This window comes from Pseudoalteromonas sp. 13-15 (genome assembly GCF_001468205.2).
Classification (GTDB): domain Bacteria; phylum Pseudomonadota; class Gammaproteobacteria; order Enterobacterales; family Alteromonadaceae; genus Pseudoalteromonas; species Pseudoalteromonas marina.
Genome location: NZ_CP019162.1, coordinates 1,452,036 through 1,472,757 on the forward strand (window position 1 = coordinate 1,452,036; position 20,722 = coordinate 1,472,757).

Annotated in this window: 19 protein-coding genes and 1 tRNA gene; 9 read left to right on the top strand and 11 right to left on the bottom strand. The window is 39.4% G+C overall.

Translation table 11 applies throughout. From position 1 onward, the window contains the following. Positions 1–87 precede the first annotated feature (87 nt). Entirely contained in the window at positions 88–2,310 is a 2,223-nt protein-coding gene (locus ATS72_RS06745; RefSeq protein ID WP_058429514.1) for a TonB-dependent receptor, read from the bottom strand. Between the two features lie 462 nt (positions 2,311–2,772). On the opposite strand from ATS72_RS06745, the gene ATS72_RS06750 reads away from it, so the two are divergent. Continuing rightward, complete coding sequence (locus ATS72_RS06750; protein ID WP_006793899.1) at positions 2,773–3,918, top strand: porin; 1,146 nt, start codon at positions 2,773–2,775, stop codon at positions 3,916–3,918. A gap of 12 nt (positions 3,919–3,930) precedes the next feature. After that, positions 3,931–4,338, top strand: a complete 408-nt coding sequence (locus tag ATS72_RS06755; RefSeq protein WP_008130121.1) for a phosphate ABC transporter substrate-binding protein — start codon at positions 3,931–3,933, stop codon at positions 4,336–4,338. 213 nt (positions 4,339–4,551) lie between these two features. On the opposite strand, the gene ATS72_RS06760 is transcribed toward ATS72_RS06755, so the two are convergent. The 8 genes from ATS72_RS06760 to rlmE form a co-directional block, all read right to left on the bottom strand. Continuing rightward, complete coding sequence (locus tag ATS72_RS06760; protein ID WP_006793901.1) at positions 4,552–6,177, bottom strand: methyl-accepting chemotaxis protein; 1,626 nt, start codon at positions 6,175–6,177, stop codon at positions 4,552–4,554. A 291-nt stretch (positions 6,178–6,468) separates the two neighbouring features. Continuing rightward, positions 6,469–6,553: transfer RNA gene (locus tag ATS72_RS06765), tRNA-Leu, on the bottom strand. A 66-nt stretch (positions 6,554–6,619) separates the two neighbouring features. Further along, positions 6,620–6,973: a preprotein translocase subunit SecG gene (gene secG / locus ATS72_RS06770; protein ID WP_058429515.1), complete on the bottom strand. Its 354-nt coding sequence runs from the start codon at positions 6,971–6,973 to the stop codon at positions 6,620–6,622. Between the two features lies 1 nt (position 6,974). After that, positions 6,975–7,724 (bottom strand): triose-phosphate isomerase, encoded by a 750-nt coding sequence (gene tpiA, locus ATS72_RS06775; RefSeq protein WP_058429516.1) that lies wholly within the window; start codon positions 7,722–7,724, stop codon positions 6,975–6,977. A gap of 71 nt (positions 7,725–7,795) precedes the next feature. Further along, positions 7,796–9,145, bottom strand: coding sequence for a phosphoglucosamine mutase (gene glmM, locus ATS72_RS06780; protein ID WP_006793904.1), 1,350 nt, complete (start codon positions 9,143–9,145; stop codon positions 7,796–7,798). After that, positions 9,142–9,990 carry a dihydropteroate synthase gene (gene folP / locus ATS72_RS06785; protein ID WP_058429517.1) on the bottom strand — a complete coding sequence of 283 codons (849 nt, stop codon included), beginning with the start codon at positions 9,988–9,990 and terminating at the stop codon, positions 9,142–9,144. The genes glmM and folP overlap by 4 nt, the downstream gene beginning before the upstream one ends. 113 nt (positions 9,991–10,103) lie before the next feature. Beyond that, entirely contained in the window at positions 10,104–12,047 is a 1,944-nt protein-coding gene (gene ftsH, locus ATS72_RS06790) for an ATP-dependent zinc metalloprotease FtsH (RefSeq protein WP_058429606.1), read from the bottom strand. A 66-nt stretch (positions 12,048–12,113) separates the two neighbouring features. Next, a complete protein-coding gene (gene rlmE, locus ATS72_RS06795; protein ID WP_006793907.1) occupies positions 12,114–12,743 on the bottom strand; it encodes a 23S rRNA (uridine(2552)-2'-O)-methyltransferase RlmE in 630 nt (209 codons plus the stop codon). 87 nt (positions 12,744–12,830) lie between these two features. On the opposite strand from rlmE, the gene yhbY reads away from it, so the two are divergent. Continuing rightward, positions 12,831–13,127: a ribosome assembly RNA-binding protein YhbY gene (gene yhbY / locus ATS72_RS06800; RefSeq protein WP_006793908.1), complete on the top strand. Its 297-nt coding sequence runs from the start codon at positions 12,831–12,833 to the stop codon at positions 13,125–13,127. A gap of 102 nt (positions 13,128–13,229) precedes the next feature. Here yhbY and ATS72_RS06805 read toward each other — a convergent pair whose 3' ends face one another. Further along, complete coding sequence (locus tag ATS72_RS06805) at positions 13,230–13,718, bottom strand: SixA phosphatase family protein (protein WP_058429518.1); 489 nt, start codon at positions 13,716–13,718, stop codon at positions 13,230–13,232. Beyond that, the gene (locus tag ATS72_RS06810; protein WP_008127967.1) at positions 13,715–14,869 is read right to left on the bottom strand and encodes a serine hydrolase domain-containing protein; all 1,155 of its coding nucleotides are present in this window, start codon (positions 14,867–14,869) and stop codon (positions 13,715–13,717) included. Before ATS72_RS06810 ends, ATS72_RS06805 begins: the two co-directional genes overlap by 4 nt. Before the next feature lie 112 nt (positions 14,870–14,981). On the opposite strand from ATS72_RS06810, the gene ATS72_RS06815 reads away from it, so the two are divergent. The 6 genes from ATS72_RS06815 (at position 14,982) to ATS72_RS06840 (ending at position 20,702) form a co-directional block, all read left to right on the top strand. After that, positions 14,982–15,785, top strand: a complete 804-nt coding sequence (locus ATS72_RS06815) for a hypothetical protein (protein WP_008127968.1) — start codon at positions 14,982–14,984, stop codon at positions 15,783–15,785. A gap of 91 nt (positions 15,786–15,876) precedes the next feature. After that, positions 15,877–16,734, top strand: coding sequence for a MipA/OmpV family protein (locus ATS72_RS06820; RefSeq protein ID WP_058429519.1), 858 nt, complete (start codon positions 15,877–15,879; stop codon positions 16,732–16,734). After that, complete coding sequence (locus ATS72_RS06825; RefSeq protein ID WP_006793913.1) at positions 16,724–17,107, top strand: DUF3019 domain-containing protein; 384 nt, start codon at positions 16,724–16,726, stop codon at positions 17,105–17,107. Before ATS72_RS06820 ends, ATS72_RS06825 begins: the two co-directional genes overlap by 11 nt. 21 nt (positions 17,108–17,128) lie before the next feature. Next, positions 17,129–17,833, top strand: a complete 705-nt coding sequence (locus ATS72_RS06830) for a response regulator transcription factor (protein ID WP_058429520.1) — start codon at positions 17,129–17,131, stop codon at positions 17,831–17,833. Between the two features lie 19 nt (positions 17,834–17,852). Next, positions 17,853–19,145: a sensor histidine kinase gene (locus ATS72_RS06835; protein ID WP_058429521.1), complete on the top strand. Its 1,293-nt coding sequence runs from the start codon at positions 17,853–17,855 to the stop codon at positions 19,143–19,145. Positions 19,146–19,349: 204 nt separating this feature from the next. Further along, on the top strand, positions 19,350–20,702 hold the full coding sequence (locus tag ATS72_RS06840; RefSeq protein ID WP_006793916.1) for a sodium-dependent transporter: 1,353 nt from the start codon (positions 19,350–19,352) through the stop codon (positions 20,700–20,702). The last annotated feature ends 20 nt before the right edge of the window (positions 20,703–20,722 follow it).

The following is a 20,722-nucleotide window of genomic DNA, read 5'->3' on the forward strand; positions in this document are numbered from 1 at the left end:
AAAGGCCGAATCAAAAACTGATCCGGCCTTTTTAGCAAAATAAAATATAATGTTTAAATTACATTGTATTTTTACGCAAACTTCAGTTTATAACTCAAAATCTTTTTTGAATTTTAAACCAAATTCGCTGCGGTCATTACTTCTCATAACACCAACAAACCCTGATTGCTGTAAACGACCTACATCGTATACTTCATTCAGTACGTTTTCGCCATAAAGTGTTACTTCCATATCGCCATATGCGTTAGTGTAAGAAATATTAAAGCCAACTAGCTCACGCGAATCAATCGTTTCACTCTGGCTATAAACTGACTGACCTTGCATTTCACTACGGTATGAATAATTAGCATTTAGTGCAACCGTTGCACCACTGTCTAAATCCATAAAGTATGATGGGGCAACCATTACAGTCCAACGAGGTGTTAGTGCCGGTGAATCACCTTTACCAATACCTTGAACACCCGCATCAACCTCAGTGATCTCTGAATCTAAGTAACCTACCGCACTTCTTAATGTGAAGTCGTCAGTAATTGCAACGGTGGTTTCAAGTTCTATACCTTGCGCTTTTGATTGGCCCGCATTTTCAACAATAGTTACAAAACCACCACCCGCTGTTGGGTCTGAAAACGGAAGTGCTAAATCAGTGTAATCAGTAACAAATACCGCTAGCATCATAGATACGTTTTCGTGTACTTGGCCTTTTAAACCCATTTCGTAGTTAACGGCTTTAGTTTCGTCGAACGATACAAACTGATCAGGTCCACCAAATGGACGTGGTGGGAAGCCACCAGTTTGATAACCTTTTTGAATTTGACCATAAACGTTCATGTTGTTACTGATTTGGTAAGATGCATTAATATCCCACGTCACAGCGTCAAACTCTGCACTTACGTATTTACGTTCAGCAAATGTAGGGAAAATCGCATCGGCATCTTTCTCATCTTTTGAGTATCGAAGGCCACCACCAATACTTAAATCATCTGTTAAATCGTAACTTGTATTAAAATATACAGCGTATGAGTTTGTTTCTTGGTTTATTTCAAAGTCACCATAGCCACCAAATGAAGGTGTAACACCATCATTTAATAAACCATTAGGTGTGTTGAATGGGCTAAATACAAATGGACCAGAACGCGTAAAGCCATCTTCATTAAAGAAGTAAAGGCCTGATACAAAGTCCATATTTTCGTAAGTCGCATTTAGTTGGATTTCAAACGAGTACTGGTCTGCACCACCCTCTTCTGGGAACTCAGATAAGTTAAGAGGTGACGCATCATCATCAAGTCCACCTTCGTATTCAGAAGTGCGGTAACTCGAAATAAATTTAGCCGTGTACGTATCATCGATTGCCCAATCAGCAGTAAATGACGTACCCCACCCTGAGTAAGACGTAGATTCAATACCAGCAACGGTAGTGCCTAGATCATCAGGGTCTGATGGGATCATGTCCTGTGTTAATAAAGGAAAGTCACCATTAAATACATCATTTGCATCAAGCGGCTCAGTTAACTCAATAGTGTAAGGAGATTGACCCGACTCGTTATCAACACCATCAAGTGAAAAAGTAAACGCTAAATCGCTATTGGCCTGCCATTTAAGGGCTACGCGGCCGCTAAACTCTTCTTCTTCACCAATTTCTTTTTCAGGGTTCGCTAGATTTACTGCTTCGCCAACGCCGTCACGCGTTTTATATGACGCACTTGCTGACATACTTAACTCATCATTTAATGAGTTATTAAAGTACACATCGCCTGCAATACGACCACGACTACCTAACTTTGCAGACGTTGTTAAAATACCTTCATCGCCCGGCTGTTTTGTAATAACGTTTACTGCGCCACCTAACGTGTTACGGCCATATAAAGTACCCTGTGGGCCGCGCAGTACTTCAACACGCTCAACATTTGGTAATGATAAGTTAGACCCCATTTGACGACCTAAGTAAACCCCATCAAGGTATACACCCACACCTGGGTCAGTAGTAATAATGTGATCTTGTAAGCCAATACCACGGATAAATACAGAAGCATGGGCTGCATTGCCTACACCGTAACGTGTGATATTTAGATTAGGGACGTATTTACCAATATCTTCAAGGTTACTCATATTGGCTTTATCAATTAAGTTAGCACCAATTGATGTGATAGCGGTTGGAGATTCAAACAAGCTCTCTGTACGTTTACGAGCTGTAACTTCAATTTTTTCAAACGCATCTTGCTTTGCTGTTGTTTTGGTTTCTTCAGCGTTTACTGAGGTAGTCAGGGCAGCAACTATTGCTAGGCTTAACTGTGAGAGTTTGCGTAGTTTCAAAATATTCTCCAAAGGATACCGTAAATTATTTATTATGCATTTACTGGTGCAACCAGTAAGTTTTGGGCATAAAAAAAGATGCGTGGTAGCATCTTTCCTCTGGAAGGGCATTATATTACACAATTGTGAATTTATGTATTTATTTTTTGATAAAAGTAAAAACGTACCTAATGGAGGAAAAGCTAACACGTTGCAGCTATACTTGCCTCTTATGCAATTACGGCATAAAACCTCACGCTGTAAATATATGTTATGAAATTAAATTGGTTGCAACTTATTTTGATATTTTACTTAAAATCATTAACCTACATTAAAAATTTCAGGTATATAACACAAAAAACAATAACAAAGTATTAAGTTTATTAATTTTTATTACTAACTTGCTAAATTGATTAGATATAGCTCTATTTCACTTCTATAATACGCTTGAATCAACATCTAATTAACTAATAGGAAATACATATGAAAAAGCTATCTGTAGCAGTAGCATTATGTGCGGCTTTAGCAACAAACTATGCTAGCGCCGAAGTTCGAATTAATGGCTTTGCATCAATTGTCGGTGGAAAGAGCCTTGATAGTGACAGCACCTTATATGGATATGATGATGACATTTCATTTAAAAACGAAAGTGTCTTTGCATTACAGCTATCAGCTGACCTAATGGAGAAACTAACGGCCACAGCTCAAATTGTTGCCCGTGGTGAAAATGATTTCGACGCAGAATTTGAATGGGCTTACGTAACTTATGAACTAAGCGACGAGTTACAAATTAGCGCGGGTAAAATGCGAGCTCCATTTTTCCGCTATTCAGACTTTTTGGATGTTGGTTACGCTTATCGTTGGGTACGCCCACCTCAGTCAGTTTATGGTATTCCTTTTTCTACATATGAAGGTTTAAGCTTATTGCACAATACACAGCTTGGCGATTGGGATTCAACGGTGCAGCTAATGTACGGAAGCTATGACGGCGAATTAGATGCAATTACTGAAAAAACTCAAGGCGAACTTAACGATTTTGCAGGCATTAACTGGACACTTGCATATGACTGGTTCAGTGTACGTGCTGCATACTTGGTTGCAGAAACATCATTTGCACTTGACGGAACAGACCCTAGCGGCGCTGCGTTAAATGGCTTAGAAGCGGCACTTCGTGCAAACAGCTTAAACACGTTAGCTGACGATATTGCAATTGACGAAGATGACAGTTACTTCCTAGGCTTTGGCTTCTCAATTGATTATGATAATTTCTTATTCGACGCTGAATATACACAGTTTGAAGTAGAAAACAGCATTTTAACTGAGCAAACACAATACTATGCATCTGTAGGTTATCGCTTGGATGACGTTATAGTTCATTTTACGTATGAAGATAATGACGATAAACATGATGCATCTCGCTTCGATCCAATTGCAACAGTGCCAAGTCTGAATGCCGCTATAAACGGTGCATTGACAGGTGTTCAAGCGCAAAGCAATGTATACACTATCGGCGCGCGTTATGACTTCCACCCTTCTGCAGCATTTAAAATTGACTTTAGCCGCTTTGAAGACGATGTAACCGATACAGAAACTGATGTTGTTGCTGTTGGCGTTGATCTTGTATTTTAATTGGAGCAGATAATGAAAAAATTAATTTTAGCTAGTGCACTTTCATTGTGCTCAATTAATGCTTTTGCAGAAGTTGCAGTAATAGTTAACGCTGGTAACGCAAATGCTTTAGATGCAGATACAATCAAAAAGATATACCTTGGTAAAGCCAAGTCATTTGGTGATGGTACTAAGGTAAACCCAGTAAACCAAGATGGTACCGCTGCTGCAGATGAGTTTAACGATAAAGTTGTAGGTAAATCTGGCAGCCAGCTTAATGCTTACTGGTCTAAACTTGTATTTACAGGTAAAGGGACACCTCCAGAGAAATTAGGCTCAGATCAAGCTGTAATAGATTTTGTAGCAGCTAATGCAGATGCTATCGGTTACGTAGATAGTGCAAAAGTTAGTGACAATGTAAAAGTGGTTGCGACCTTTTAGCCGTTAGCCCGTAAATTAAAAAAACCACCAAATGGTGGTTTTTTTGTACCTGTAAAAAGTTATGTCTGTTGGCTTAACAAGTTAATCTCGTGTCCAATCTTGCGTTCTAAGTTGTTCTATTGTTGCAGGCTGGTGAGACATACCTAGCTAGCCTTCAAAACAACAAAGCCTCCAAAAGGAGGCTTTAATAGAGACTTTAGCTGTTCAGGTTAATTATTCAATTCTGAATTTGGCTGTAGCGTCTAATAAGTTATCTGATAAGTAATGTAGGTTTTTAGCTACATCTCTTACAGCCAGTAATGAGTCCATGGTATCTTCAAAAGAAACATGCATATTAGATACATTTTCTACAACCATGGCTGCAACCGATGTTTGCTCTTCAGTTGCTGCTGCTATTTGTGAGTTCATGCCATTTATTTCTAGCATTTGCTCAGCAATCTTCTCAATTGATATTCCTGTTTTTTCAGCCGCTGTTGCATTATCTGTTGCCATATCTCGAGCTGAAGTCATCGCAGTAACCGAATCATTTGCAGCGGTCGTCAAAGCACCTAACAATTCGCGTATTTCATTCGTTGAATGGGCGGTTCGTGAAGCAAGTTCTCGTACTTCATCAGCTACTACCGCAAACCCACGGCCATGTTCACCAGCACGCGCAGCCTCAATAGCCGCATTAAGCGCAAGTAAGTTGGTTTGATCGGCAATTGAAGTAATTACATTCAATATTTGTGATACGTTTTTTGTATCGTCCGCAAGTTTATTAATTGTTGTTGCTGCTTGGTTAATTTCATCACTTAGCGTACGAGATGCATTGACAGACATTTGTACCTGGGTACGGCTTTGCTCTACTTCTTTTTCTGCTGTTTCAGCCGCATGTGATGCATTTGCTGCAGATTGAGAAATATCACCAACACTTTGCTTCATCTCTTCCATTGATTGCTTAACAATTTCAGCATCTGTTGTTTGTTTTGTTGTTGCGCGTTCAGCCTGCTCCATACCCTGTACTAAACGGGTAGAGTTTTCCATCAATGGCTCACATACAGCAATTACTTCAAGTACGGTTTCTTTTAACAGCGCAATAAAAGCATTAAAATTAATAGAAACTTGGCCAATTTCATCTTTAGAATTCACGGTTAATTGAGTACTTAAAGAGCCTTTTCCATTTGCTAATAAGCTTAAATTATTTGCAGCATCGCTTGCTGATGAGCCAATATTTTTCGCAATCCAAATCGCCATAAATAAAAGCAATAATAAAGATACAATAGATACAACAAGCATTAAAGTAAGGGCATTATCTGAGCGCGTATTAGTGCTTTCAACTAATTCAAAAAAACGGTTATCTGCCTTTTGTTGGGCTGCCTTAAAGCTCTCTAAAACAGAACCATAAAGACTTGTTTTTAACTGGGCTTGTTGCTGAATTTTACTAAAATCGGCCGTGCCATTTACCATACCATTAGCAATTGTAGCTGATATCTTCTCGTAGTCGGCTAATTCTTTCACTACATCATTGCTAATGTAGCCATTACTCATTTGCTTAATTAAATTTATGTTTGATTCAATTGTTTTGTAAGTATCATCAGCTTTAGTTATTAAGTCTTGTTCGCCAAATGTAACTGCTTGGGTGTAAAGCTCATCTAGTTTTTCTAACAGCCCGACGTTCGCTGATGTTAACTTTACAACCTTATATGAAGAGTTGCCCATTTCATCTAAAGAAGCTCTATTATCATCTATGGCAAGAAAATTAATTAATACCATAATTATAAAAGCAACAACTGCAATACATGTTATTGCATGTATTTTTTTAGTTATGCTTAGGTTTTGAAAAGAGAAGCCTGAAGCCATACTATTTACCTTTTTGAGTTATCTAAATATATTATCGGCTCAATACTGATAAGTGTGAGTTAAATTTGTAAAATTTCTAGTTTTTTTTTCATTTTAATCATTAATTAAGCTAAAAACTGAAATTAACACAAGTAAATTGACTTTATTGGGTACACGATGTGTTTCCTGTTAAAAATATCACCAAAAAATCTAAATTATTGTTATAACACAAACGTTTCAAGTGCAAAAAACAATCAAAGCAAATTTTAGGTATAAAAAAACCAGTAACATAATTGCTACTGGTTTTAAATTTGGTGCGGATGGGGGGACTTGAACCCCCACGCCCTAAAGCACTACCCCCTCAAGGTAGCGTGTCTACCAATTCCACCACATCCGCATTTTAAATTTTTGTTCGCTTGTTTTATCTGTTTGAGGTTAACAAATAGCTGAACAGTAAACTGTATTAGTTTGGTACGTCTGAGTTACTTTCATTATTAGAAGTAACTGGAACATCTTCTTCAACCGGGACTACTGTTTCAACAGCAGGCGCTGCTTCTAGGTTTTCCCATTCATCAGTCTGTTTAATCTGACCGGCTGTTAAATTACCTAGAACAATACTCAACACAAAAAAGACTGTAGCTAAGCTTGTTGTTGTCTTTGTCATAAAGTTACCAGCACCTGAAGAACCAAACACAGTTCCAGAAGCGCCTGCACCAAATGATGACCCCATATCAGCACCTTTACCTTGTTGGATTAAAACCATACCAACTAAAGCTAAAGCTACAACTAAATAAACTACTAATAAAATTTCGTACATCTTATACGGTCCCTTTTGCACTGTTACAGATAGCAACAAAAGATGCTGCTTTTAGACTGGCGCCCCCAATAAGGCCACCATCAATATCTGGTTGTGCAAATAATAATTCGCTATTTTTTTCGTTAACGCTTCCACCATATAAGATGGTAAGCCCTTGTGCTAAATCACTGTCTAAAGACGCAATTTTGTCACGGATAAATTTGTGAACAGCTTGTGCCTGTTCTGGCGATGCAGTCTTACCTGTGCCTATGGCCCAAACGGGCTCGTATGCTATCACAGAATCTTTCAGCGCTGCTACACCTAATTTTTTAATTACCGCATCTATTTGAGCAGCAACTACATATTCTGTTTGTCCACTTTCTTGCTCTGTTTCACTCTCGCCAACACAAAGAACGGGTATTAAACCAGCTGATTGAGCTCTAGCAAATTTATCAGCAATAACATCGCTGCTTTCGTTGTAAATACTACGACGTTCTGAATGGCCAACTAGCGCATAATTTACGCCAAGGTTTTTCAGTAGTTGTGCATCAACTTCACCGGTAAAAGCGCCTGGCGTGTTTTCAGATACAGTTTGAGCACCTGTTATGACACCGCTTGCAATCATTGCTGAAACAAGTGGGAATGGAGGAAATAAAATAACATCTATTTCTGGTGATTTAATACTATTTATAGCATCCGACATATCTTTGACTAGCTCTATTGAGCCATTCATTTTCCAATTGCCAGCGACCATTGCCTTACGTATTGCCATTTTCCACTCCACATTAGAAAGCGGGCGAGATATTAACTTTTCTCGCCCAAAGTTACAAGAGGTTATTGTTATCAATCAGGTTGTTTGCTCATAGATTCGACAATCTCTGCAATCTTACGTGCACTGTCTAATACTATTTTTTCTTGCTCTGCTTCAACCATAACACGAACGACAGGTTCAGTGCCTGATTTACGGAGTAAAACGCGGCCTTTATTGCCTAAGTTTTGTTCCACTTCTTCGACTGCCGCAAGGACTTTTGGCGCCGTTGTAGGATCGGTACCCGGTGTATAACGCACGTTAATCATTTTCATTGGGTATTTTGTAAACCCGGCGCCTAAATCTTGAAGCGTTCTATTTTGTGCAACCATAGCAGCCAGCACTTGCAAGCTTGATATAATACCATCACCCGTTGAAATTAAGTCTAGATTGAGTACATGGCCTGAACTCTCTCCACCAATTTTCCACCCTTTTTGCTGAAGTAATTCCATTACATAGCGATCGCCAACTTTGCTTCTAGCAAACTCAATGCCTTTTGCTTTTAGTGCATTTTCAAGACCCATATTTGACATAACAGTACCAACAACACCGCCACCTAAAATATGATCGTTCGCTGCCTGACAAGCAATTATATAAACTAAGTCGTCACCATCAAATACACGGCCATTATGGTCAACCATCATTACACGGTCGCCGTCACCATCATAAGCTATACCTACATCGGCTTTATGTTCAAGTACTTTGCGTTTTAACGTGTCTACATGAGTTGCACCGCATTCATGGTTTATATTTACACCATTTGGCTCACATGCATGCGTAATTACGTCAGCGCCGAGCTCACGCATAACTGATGGGGCAATATGATATGTTGCGCCGTTAGCGCAATCTACAACCACTTTTAATCCCTCCAAAGACAACCCTTGTGGAAATTGACTCTTACAAAACTCAATATAACGTCCGTCTGCGCTTGCCAAGCGTGTTGCTTTACCTAACTTATCTGAGGCCACACAGGTCATTTGCTCATCAAGCATTGCCTCTATTTCAAGCTCTACAGCATCATCAAGTTTTAAACCTTGACCATTAAAAAATTTGATACCGTTGTCGTAATATGGATTATGTGATGCGCTTATTACAATACCGGCTTCAGCCCTAAATGTTTGTGCTAAATAAGCAACGGCCGGCGTAGGCATTGGGCCAAGCAGAACAACATCAATACCGGCGGCTATTAAACCTGCTTCAAGGGCTGTTTCAAGCATGTAACCAGAAATACGTGTGTCTTTACCAATAATAACTTTTTTTGTTCCACCTTTTGATAGCACACGTCCTGCAGCCCAACCCAGCTTCATTGCAAACTCAGGGTTGATTGGCGCTGTTCCCACTAAACCACGTACGCCATCTGTGCCAAAATACTTTCTTTGTTTCATTCTATTATTCCTTTTATACACGCTTGGTAAACACCAAGTACATCTGCAGTTTCTTTTACGTCGTGAACGCGTATTATTTTTGCACCATTTTGTGCGGCAATAAGTGCGCCAGCTAAACTGCCGGCCATTCGTTCGCTTGTGTCTCTGTTTAACAGGTTACCAATCATCGACTTGCGAGAAAGCCCCGCTAATAATGGCAAGCCTAATTTATTAAAATCATTAAACTTGGCCAAAATTTCGTAGTTATGGCTTAATGTTTTTCCAAATCCAAAGCCTGGGTCAAGAATAAGCTGCTGAGCTTTTATTCCCATCGCCTCACAGGCACTAACGCGACGTTTAAAAAATTCATTAATATCGCCCATTAAATCACTGTATTCTGGAGATATTTGCATACTTCGGGGCTGACCCTGCATGTGCATTAAGCAAATTGCGATATTTTCAAATTGTGAAACAACATTCAGTGCGTCAGGCTCTTGTAATGCGCGAACATCATTTACCATATCTGCACCAGCTAAAATAGCGTGCCTCATCACCTCAGCTTTACTCGTATCAACAGAAATAACACAATCACTCTGAGTACGTATTGCTTTTATTATTGGCACCACTCGTTCAAGCTCATCATCAAGGCTAACTGCCTGAGCACCTGGTCGAGTAGACTCACCACCAATATCAATTATTTTTGCGCCATCAGTTAATAACTGTAATGCGCGCTGCACAGCGATGCTGGGGTCTATAAATTTACCACCATCTGAAAATGAATCTGGGGTTACATTTAATATACCCATAATCACAGGCTCAATTAAATTTAGTTCTCGACCATTTGGTAAATTAATAATGTTGTTCATAATGAGCCTTGTTTGCTTTTCAGAATTCAAACAAATCTAACTAAAAATTAGAGCGAAATTGAAACCGATACAAAAAAGCCCCGAAGTACGGGGCTTTTTGAGTATTTTAACGATTATTCAGCTTTGTCATCAACATTTGTTTCATCTTTTTTAGATGATTCTGTTGTTGATTGACTTTCATCACTAACAGATTCCTTTACAGGATCTGTTTGTGGTGCTTTTGGCTCATGGCGGTCATGAGCATCGCGTGGCTCACGCACTGGCTGGCGCGCCATTAAGTCGTCAATTTGCTTAGCGTCAATCGTTTCATATTTCATTAACGCGTCTTTCATTGAATGAAGAATATCAATATTCTCTTTCAATATTTTTTCGGCACGTTCATAGTTTCTATCTGAAAATAAACGAACCTCTGCATCAATTACTTTAGCTGTATCATCCGACATGTTAGATGCACGACTACCGCCACCACCCATGTACATTTCGTTTTGATCTTCGGCGTAAAGTAGTGGTCCAAGTTTTTCACTTAACCCCCAATGTGTGACCATTTTACGTGCTATGTCTGTTGCACGTTCAATATCGTTACTCGCACCGGTAGTCACTTTGTCTGCACCGTAAATAAGTGCTTCAGCGATTCGGCCACCATAAAGGCTAGAAATCATTGATTCTAATAGCTCTTTAGAATGGCTAACACGATCTTGCTCTGGTAAATACATAGTCACACCTAGCGCACGGCCACGTGGAATGATAGATACTTTATAAACAGGATCATGCTCTGGCACCATGCGTCCAACAATTGCATGGCCGGCTTCGTGGTATGCCGTCATTTCTTTCTCTTGCTCGCTCATCACCATGGTCTTGCGCTCTGCGCCCATCATGATTTTGTCTTTAGCAGCATCAAACTCAGCCATATTTACAACACGTTTGTTACCACGTGCAGCATAAAGTGCAGCTTCGTTGACTAAGTTAGCTAAATCAGCACCCGAAAAACCTGGGGTGCCGCGTGCGATTACAGCTGCATCAACGTTGTCACCTAATGGTACTTTACGCATGTGCACTTTAATAATCTGTTCACGACCGCGTATATCAGGTAAGCCAACTTCTACTTGACGGTCAAAACGACCAGGACGAAGTAATGCTGGGTCTAATACGTCTGGGCGGTTAGTCGCAGCAATAACGATTATGCCTTCGTTACCACCAAAACCATCCATTTCTACCAGCATTTGGTTTAATGTTTGTTCGCGCTCATCGTTACCGCCGCCCATACCTGCGCCACGTTTACGACCTACTGCATCAATTTCATCGATGAAGATAATACAAGGCGCTGCTTTTTTGGCTTGTTCAAACATGTCACGCACGCGCGATGCGCCTACACCAACAAACATTTCAACAAAGTCAGAACCCGAAATTGTGAAAAAGGGTACTTTTGCTTCGCCGGCAACAGCCTTAGCAAGCAACGTTTTACCTGTACCTGGCGGTCCAACCATAAGTACACCCTTAGGTATACTACCACCTAATTTTTGGAATTTAGACGGGTCGCGCAGGAAGTCCACCAATTCGGTAACGTCTTCTTTTGCTTCATCACAACCAGCAACATCGGCGAACGTAGTTTTGATTTGGTCTTCGCTCATTAAACGTGCTTTGCTCTTGCCGAATGACATAGCGCCTTTGCCGCCACCGCCTTGCATTTGACGCATGAAGAAAATCCATACACCAATAAGCAGTATCATCGGGAACCAAGAAATAAATATGCTTGCTAAAAATGATTGTTCTTCAGGCTTTACACCTTTCACGTTTACATCACTTTTAAGTAAGTCATTTAAAATGTCTTTGTCGTAGATTGGCATAATGGTTTGAAAGCGCTCACCATTATTTTTAGTACCTGTGATTGTTCCACTGGTGCTCTCGATTGCCACTTCTTGTATTGAGCCATTTCGGGCATCTTTTACAAACTGACTGTAACTTGTTTGACGGTCGATTTGCTCGCCACCATTAAAGCTCTGAAAGACTGACATAAGCACAACTGCAATGACCAGCCATAGTATTAAATTTTTCGCCATATCGCTCAAGGGGTTAACCTCTTGTATCCAATTAATTTAAATTCAACTAAACGCCAAGCAACTGTACTACAGTTTGTATCCAGTCGCTACTATATATACTTCCCGAGAACGGGCACGTGAGGCATCAGGTTTGCGTATTTTCACTGCTTTAAAACTATTACGTACTTCCTGCAAGTATTGATCAAAGCCTTCGCCTTGGAAAACCTTAACAATAAATGCACCATTTTTCTTTAGAACTTGATTACACATATCTAGCGCAAGCTCAACTAAATACATACTTCCAGCTTGGTCCACTGAGTTATTACCACTCATGTTCGGTGCCATGTCAGAGAGTACCACATCAACATTTTTTCCATCAATGCGTTTTAATAAAGCATCTAACACGGCTTCTTCACGAAAGTCACCTTGTAAAAAATCAACACCCGCTAAAGAGTCCATAGGTAAAATATCACAAGCAACAACTTGCCCCTTGTCACCTACCTTCTCGGCTAAATACTGTGACCAACTACCCGGGGCAGCCCCTAAATCCACCACAGTCATACCAGGGCGAAGTAACTTGTCTCTATTTTGTACTTCATCTAATTTAAAAACCGCTCTTGAACGCCAGCCTTTTTTTTGCGCTTCCTGAACATATTTATCATCAAAATGTTCTTTCAACCATCGCTGTGAACTGGCTGACTGTTTTTTATTTGTCATAAATTACACGCAACTAATTAGTAATATTCTCTAGATGGCGTTAGAATACCCTTAATTCAAGCCATATTCAGCAAAATTTGTATAAACATGACATTATCAAATAAACAAAAGCAGTTTTTAAAAGGCGAGGCACATAGCCTTAAGCCTGTAGTTTTACTAGGTTCTAACGGTTTAACCGAAGGCGTAGTGATGGAAATTCAAAGTGCACTAGAAATTCACGAATTAATCAAAGTTAAAGTACCAACTGACGATCGTGAAACCAAAGCGCTTATTTTTGAAGCTATCGTTCGTGAAACAGGTGCGACAAAGCTTCAAACAATTGGCCACACTATTGTGCTTTATCGCCAAAGCCCTGAGAAAAAAATTCAACTGCCGCGTAACTAATTTACTTCCTGAGTAATTTATTGCGCTTAATAAGAAAACCAGCTATCAGCTGGTTTTTTTATTATTTATTTAGCCCTGAATTCTAAAAAGTAAAATTCATTTCTAAGTCTTTGAGTAAATATTTAATTTCTGTATGATGCTTTTTTTGCTTAACAATAAATAGCGTGAAAACTGCATTTCACTCATTGGTTCTATTTCTTCATTTGAAAGCAACGTTGCAAGTTCTGGAGTTGTATTGCTATGACCAATCACTGCAACTACGCCATCCAAAGACACTATCTGTTTTTTTAAATCAGCCAAATCTCTAGCATTGTAAATCTTTATTTCAGAATCAAAATGCGCAGCAAGTGGACCTGCTGTTTGTAAAGTACGTTTATAGTTACTACTAAATACATGCACTTTATCGAATTGCTTAAATAATGTGACTAGCTGCTCTGCCCGTTTATAGCCTTTTTGGGTTAACCCTGGGTTTTTACCTGCTAGTTTTTCACTATGGCGAAAAAGGTATATTTTTTCTGGAGCCGAAAATACATATTGGCTATTAAATAAAACTGCACATAAAAAAATAAAAACACCGTATTTTACTTTCATATTGTCTGCTCACGTTTGTACTTCAACAAACGATTAATAAACTCGGTTGTTAACTCATTAATTAACCCTGTCTCGGCGTTTAACACTAAGCTAAAGCCAATATTTAAATGGGGGAATACCACCAAATCACTTCGGTATCCTTGCACCCAACCACTATGATAATACAAGGTTTCATTATCGTAATTATATACTCGCCAGCCTAAGCCGTAATAAGCTTCGTGTAACTGTTTTTTCCACACCCTGCGGTACATTTCTTTTTTAGTGCGTGTATAGGGCCGAGTTTGTTTAGACAAAGCATCGAGTGACAACACTTCAGGGTAGTGACCTAATTGCGCCTTTAACCAGATAGCCATATCGCTTGCACTAGCATTAACACCAGCTGCTGGTCCAACTTTGTAGTAATTTTTTTTCAGTTTTGCAGTGTACCAACGTTTTTTTCCACGTACGTGCGGTAAAGCGTAATTACTATCAACCACCATGGCTTCATAACCCAAGCTAGCATCAATCATATCAAGTGGCTGAAAAATGCCTTCATTTAGCCATTGTGAATAATCTTTATTTGTACTTTTTAAAATAACATCATCAATTAAACTAAACATGACGTTTTGATAACCGTAGCATATACCAGGCTCGCAAATAGGTTTAACCGTCACTAACTTTTGTACTATATCGGGATAATCCATTCGCGACTCAATTAAATTGTCATATGCGTTTGGCACCAAGCCGCTAGAATGGCTAAGTAAGTGATAAACTTTTAAGTTTTTTTCGTATTCTGTGCCTATAAAATCAGGTAAGTAATTACTGACGGAGTTATCTAATTTTATGAGCCCATCACTAGATAATTTTGCAGCCAGAGAGCCTGCAAATGTTTTAGACACCGACGCCAGTCTAAAACGAGTGTGAACATTAACCTTTTGACCATTTCGGGCTTTTGTTCGTCCGACCGCATGGATGTAATCACTATTGCCTAAATTAACTATCGAAAGTGCAGCCCCTGGAATGCCTTTACTCGTGAGTTTTTTTTCTGCGTAACGGCCATACTTTTTTACAAAACTATCCCAATTTGGGTCTTGCTGCGCTGCAAAACTAACGGTTGCATACACAAAACACACTGCAGTTAAGCAATACTTTAAAAGTGGTAAGCGCTTCATTTTTTAATACTTTATCTTTTTAACTGCCTCTGTATGCATAATATCATGAACTTTTCTTTGGACTAACGTACAATACAAAAATTATTGTACTTTTTGTGGGTGTTAAGTATTTATGCGTTTTTTAGTTGTATTACTTTTTGTTTTATTTTCATCAGGTTGTGCCATTACCAAACAACCAGCAGAACCTTTGGCTATGCCGTTAAAGCCAGCATTAACAACGCAAACGTATCAGCTTAAATACCAAACAGATCATGCTTCACCAAAAGTGAAGTCGGTGCAATTGCCTGCACACAAAGTTTTACAAAATCAAACTGTAAAAATAATTACCGATAAAGCAAGTGTAACCGACACTCTACTATCGCAAATAAGCCAAGCACTTAACGATAAACAACTTAAAGTTACGAGTAAAAATAACAGTGATTACACGCTGACTATTCAAAAGCTCGACTTAACATTTAAAGAAAACACACAGTATTCAATTGCCACACCTGAAAAGCCATTTGTCTTGTTTGAAAATATTGCAAAGCAATACCCAACGCAGCAATGTGCATCTATTTTTGCAGAAGTTAATATGCGTTTAACACACAAAGCTTCTGGCGATGTGGTGTGGTTTGCAACGTCGTCAATAGATAGCGCCAGCTTTCACCGAGAGCCGCTAATTTACAGCTTAAGTGAAGAACAAAGAATTACAAACGAACTAGAGGTTGTTGCATTTATCCACCAGCAAAACACAGAAGAAGCACGTTTAGCTAGAGTGGGTAAAGAGGTGAAAATCCCTGAGTATCAAATGCTGTCTAAATTATCTAGCCTAAGTAAGTTAAGTGGTCCGTGTAGCCGCACAGAAGTCAGTGCTCTAACACCTATGATGCAATTTTACTTAAGCAGTATCTTAATAGATAAAATTAAAGTTCAGTAAAAGTAACATTTGCTACATTTTTTTACAGATTAAGGGTACACCTTAACAATATACTACGCACTATAACAACAAATAATCAGGCTCAACGTGGATGAAATATACCTTACTTAACCGTACTCTTTTTAGTATTGTCTTGTTTAGTCTGAGCCTTATAGCAACCTCAGCCCAAGCAAGTAATCGTTACTATGCAGACAACACGCTTGAGCCCACTCAAGGATTTGCATGGGACTGGAGCGCAGGGGCAAGTTATTTTGTAGAAGATACCTACCTAGTCGGCACCAATGCCTACGACACCGATTTAGAGCTCGATTTAAGCCTTGCTGTATCCTACGACCGATTTTATCTCGACTTTGATCATAACCAACTCAGTGGCGGTCTTATTATCGGCTACAGTATCATTGATAAGTATGATTGGGGCTTGGATATACTAGGCACGAACACCCAAGCAGGCTTTGACGAGAAAGGCCTTGGCTTTTATAACAGTGGTGTAATTGCAGAGCTTGATGGCATAAAGTCTCGTCGCTATGATTTTGGTGTTGGTCTAAGGCTTACACGCCGATTCGAAAACTCTCAAATTTCATTTGAATACCTTTATGATGTTTCTGGCGCCCATAACAGCTGGGTTGTTAACACCTTCTTTAGCCAAATTTTACCGTGGCGAAACTGGGAATTTAGATCCGGTGTTGGCGTAAGTGCTTATTCAGCTGATTTTACAAATTATTATTTTGGCATTGACCAAGAAGAAGTAGCCGAAAACCGACCTTTTTATGATGCACATACAAGTACCAGCCTAATATTTGAATTTCATGCTGAATACCCAATAAGCCAAGATTGGGTTTTTCTAGCTGGCTTTCTTTCCACATGGTTTTCAGCAGAAATCGACGACAGCCCAATTATTTCTCAAGGGTATCAGCATAAAGCCAAGGTAGGCCTACGTTATGTTTTTTAGATGGTTTTGTTTGCTAATAATTTTTCCTGTATCAGCGCTTGCGCAATCTAGCGATACACAAAATACTTTAACCGCGGTTCCTGATACGTGCGTAGCTCTTCGTGAAGGCCGCGATTGTTATGCCGACGTTGTTATTACGTGGCACCAACCCATTATTGGTAATTATTGCCTACGCGATGCAACATCAAAATACATTATGCAATGTTGGCTCAAACAGCAACAAGGCACATTAAATTACGCGTTTGATTCTAAGCAAAGTATCGCATTTGAACTATTTGATAGTAATACATCAAAAATAATTGGCACTGCAGAAGTAAAACTTCAGTGGGTATATCAAAACAGACAAAAAAAGCGTCGCTGGCGATTATTTTAGCCACTGCATTAAGGATAATTTATGGATAATTACGGCACTATTTTATTAGTAGAAGATGATGCATCATTGGCTCAGTGGGTAGCCGAATACCTAACTGAACAAGGCTACACTACCCATGTTTGTCACCGAGGTGATGAAGTTGTCAGTCAGGTAAAAACCTTGAACCCAAACATTGTCCTACTTGATATTATGTTACCTGGTCAAGATGGCATTAGTGTATGTAGAGAACTTCGTAGCTTTTATAATGCGCCTATTATTATGCTTACAGCACGTGATGAAGAAATGGATGAAGTTATAGGTTTAGAGGTAGGTGCGAGCGATTATATAATGAAACCAGTACGCCCGCGCGCTTTGCTCGCTCGTATAAAAGCGGCACTTCGTCAAAGCAGTGAGCCCAATAAATTGGAAAAAGTAGAAAGCACAATTTCGGTCGGTTCGCTTAATATTAATACCGAATCGAGAAACGTGAAATTTAACGGCCAAGACGTTAATATTTCCAGTGCAGAATATTTACTTTTGCATTATTTGGCAAGTAATGCAGGCCAAGTTGTATCACGTGACGCGGTTTTTAAAGCCACTAAAGGACGTGAATACGACGGACTTGATAGAAGTGTCGATGTGCTTATTTCTGCACTAAGAAAAAAGTTTAGCGACGACCCACAAAATCCTAAAAAAATTAAGACAATTTGGGGTCGTGGTTACTTGCTCGTCTCTACTGCATGGTAACTTACAGCTGTATGCTTAAATGAAAAAGTTTTACATATCACTACTTGGCAGCGCACTGGTATCTATTGTGGTTTTAGGGTGGCTTATAGACGCCTTTAGCCAGCAAGCACATACCCCACAAGACGAATTTAGTGTGCAAAGTAAAATGATGATGGGATTTAGTAAACAACTGGCAAATATTCCCACCTCTGAACGTGGCGCATATGTTAAGCAGCTAGGTGAAGAGTTTGATCTATCAATCGATTATAAACCTAATGAATCACTTGCTTTACCTCCTTCATTATTACTTCAAATGCATGCTGTTGACGGATTGATTTTAGAAGATCAGCAAGGTTTTTATATGCTGTATAGCAACCAAGCGCTAAACCCCTTTCATATTTCTATGCGACTTAAAAAAAGCGCAGACACCGATAAACGAAATGATATATTTTTAACTTTGCTTTTTTATGCTGGCTTATGCATTTTAATGGGATTCATTATTGCGCCACTCGCTAAGCGACTAAGTGTACTCAATGAGGCTGCTAAACAGTTTGCATCAGGTAATACACAAGCCAGAATTAACGCCTCGCATTTCACGTATATAAGAGATGTAGAGTTAACGTTTAACCGTATGGCGAGCCAAATTGAAAAACTTGTCGCTGAGAATAAATTAATGGCATCAAGTTTATCGCACGATATACGCACCCCTATTGCCTGTCTTCGCTTTGGCTTAGATGCCGCCTTAGATACCCATGATGAGAAAAAAATAAAAACCTATTTAGAGCGTATGGAAAACGATTTAGATCACATGGAATCCATGCTTAAAAGCTACTTAGCGTTTGCAACACTTGAGCAAAACGCAAACAAATTGACGTACTCTTCTACAAATATAAAGCATTACCTTGAAAACATTTTAGTTCAGCTTGCCCCAAAGTTAGAATCACAAATGCTAAGTGTTGATCTTAATAGCTCAACTGACATTATTGTGGCCGACCTTCATTGGTTAGCACGTGCAATTACAAACCTGCTGACCAATGCCTGCGATTTTGCCGAACAATATATCTACTTGAGCGCCAAAGTTCACGAACGCCAACTTATCATAACTGTTGAAGATGATGGCCCAGGGATTGCCCAAGAAAACTTTAAAAATGTATTAAGCCCATTTTTTAGAGAGGAAGATCATAGAAACCGCGCAGATAAAAGCTATGGCCTTGGCTTGGCTATTGTTGAAAAGGTCGCTGACTGGCATAACGGTACTATTACTGTTAGCAAAAGTAAGCACTTAGGCGGAGCCTGCTTTACCCTTAGTATTACCCAGCATTATAAATCGTAAAGTATAAATTACGCGGTGTAATTAACATTTTTAAAACAAAATCAACCCATTAATTTTAATCTACTCCTAACATTTACTAAAAACAGCGCATTAATCACACCACTGGAAAACTAAATTATGTGGGATCAGCAAATAAGCACTTTTTATTTTTTTACATTTCCAGTAGATTGTCAGCGCCGTTAAAAAACAGAGAAGTATAATAATATGAGCGCAGTTAGAGGCGAGTTTAGTTCTCGCTTTGGATTTATTATGGCCGCCGCCGGTTCTGCCGTAGGTTTGGGCAACATATGGGGCTTTCCCACACAAACAGCCAGTAATGGTGGTGCCGCATTTTTAGTTGCCTATTTAGTGTTGGCTTTCTTTTTAGCTTATCCTGCGCTAATGGCCGAACTCATGATTGGTCGGCACGGGCAAGCCAACGCCGTCGTTTCTTTAACTAAAGTATCTAACAAACCTTGGCAAAAACACTTTGCATTTATTGTCGGCTTTGGGGGTATTTTATGCGCCGGCTTTATACTTAGTTTTTATGCTATTGTTGCAGGTTGGATGCTCAGTGCAACAGCCCAACCTATCGCCGCCTTGGCCGGAGCCGACGCAGCATCAACTTGGCTAAGCGAGCAATCACTTACTCGCAACGTTATTTTTACCCTTGTTTTTATTGTTTTAACAATAGCAATCATTAGTCGTGGTGTTGAAAACGGTATCGAAAAATGGTCAAAGCGCTTGATGCCCGCTTTATTGGGGATTTTATTTTTATTAATTGCTTATGTACTGACTCAAGAAGGTGCAATGGAAGGGTTAAAAGCCTACTTGTTACCTGACTTTTCGTCTATTTTTGACACCCAGTTGATTGTTAGCGCATTAGGTCAAGCGTTTTTCTCATTATCGCTTGGCACAAGCGTTATGATTATATACGGCTCGTATATTAGTAAAAAAGAAAACCTAGTGTCTCTTGGTGCATATGTTACGTTAATTGATGTGTTCATTGCCTTTGTTGCTGGCTTACTTATTATCCCTGCTATGTATGTAGCTCAAGCACAAGGTGTTGAGATATTTTCTGCAAGCGGAAAATTACTCTCAGAAGATACTTTAGTATTTCAAGTATTACCCGCTTTATTTGAAGGTATGGGCAGTGTAGGTTTATTTGTTGGCTTTGCATTTTTTGCCCTAATGAGTATAGCTGCGCTCACTTCGTCAATATCAATGCTTGAAGCACCTGTTTCCTATGCCGTAGAACGCTTTGCCTTGAAGCGCATTCAAGCAACGTGGGTCATTGGCGCCTTGATAGCAGTTGTTAGCATTACGATTGTGTGTAACCTAGGCGCATTATTTGGTTTAGTGATCACACTTACCACTAAGGTTGCGCAACCATTACTTGGCTTAATGTGCTGTATTTTTGTAGGCTGGATTTGGTATAGAAATTCATTACTACAAGCCATTCAACAGGGCAATCCCGAGGTACAAACTACGCTATTTTGGAAAATATGGCCTTGGTATACTAAGTTTGTGTGCCCTATCGCAATAGGTGCAGTGTTTGTCCACTCGTTATTAAGCTAACAACAACTCATATAAAAGCC

Coding starts and splice junctions, on each gene's coding strand:
- ATS72_RS06750 (WP_006793899.1), top strand. CDS start 2,773: ATGAAAAAGCTATCTGTAGCAGTAGCATTATGTGCGGCTTTAGCAACA.
- ATS72_RS06755 (WP_008130121.1), top strand. CDS start 3,931: ATGAAAAAATTAATTTTAGCTAGTGCACTTTCATTGTGCTCAATTAAT.
- ATS72_RS06760 (WP_006793901.1), bottom strand. CDS start 6,177: ATGGCTTCAGGCTTCTCTTTTCAAAACCTAAGCATAACTAAAAAAATA.
- secG (WP_058429515.1), bottom strand. CDS start 6,973: ATGTACGAAATTTTATTAGTAGTTTATTTAGTTGTAGCTTTAGCTTTA.
- tpiA (WP_058429516.1), bottom strand. CDS start 7,724: ATGGCAATACGTAAGGCAATGGTCGCTGGCAATTGGAAAATGAATGGC.
- glmM (WP_006793904.1), bottom strand. CDS start 9,145: ATGAAACAAAGAAAGTATTTTGGCACAGATGGCGTACGTGGTTTAGTG.
- folP (WP_058429517.1), bottom strand. CDS start 9,990: ATGAACAACATTATTAATTTACCAAATGGTCGAGAACTAAATTTAATT.
- ftsH (WP_058429606.1), bottom strand. CDS start 12,047: ATGGCGAAAAATTTAATACTATGGCTGGTCATTGCAGTTGTGCTTATG.
- rlmE (WP_006793907.1), bottom strand. CDS start 12,743: ATGACAAATAAAAAACAGTCAGCCAGTTCACAGCGATGGTTGAAAGAA.
- yhbY (WP_006793908.1), top strand. CDS start 12,831: ATGACATTATCAAATAAACAAAAGCAGTTTTTAAAAGGCGAGGCACAT.
- ATS72_RS06805 (WP_058429518.1), bottom strand. CDS start 13,718: ATGAAAGTAAAATACGGTGTTTTTATTTTTTTATGTGCAGTTTTATTT.
- ATS72_RS06810 (WP_008127967.1), bottom strand. CDS start 14,869: ATGAAGCGCTTACCACTTTTAAAGTATTGCTTAACTGCAGTGTGTTTT.
- ATS72_RS06815 (WP_008127968.1), top strand. CDS start 14,982: ATGCGTTTTTTAGTTGTATTACTTTTTGTTTTATTTTCATCAGGTTGT.
- ATS72_RS06820 (WP_058429519.1), top strand. CDS start 15,877: ATGAAATATACCTTACTTAACCGTACTCTTTTTAGTATTGTCTTGTTT.
- ATS72_RS06825 (WP_006793913.1), top strand. CDS start 16,724: ATGTTTTTTAGATGGTTTTGTTTGCTAATAATTTTTCCTGTATCAGCG.
- ATS72_RS06830 (WP_058429520.1), top strand. CDS start 17,129: ATGGATAATTACGGCACTATTTTATTAGTAGAAGATGATGCATCATTG.
- ATS72_RS06835 (WP_058429521.1), top strand. CDS start 17,853: ATGAAAAAGTTTTACATATCACTACTTGGCAGCGCACTGGTATCTATT.
- ATS72_RS06840 (WP_006793916.1), top strand. CDS start 19,350: ATGAGCGCAGTTAGAGGCGAGTTTAGTTCTCGCTTTGGATTTATTATG.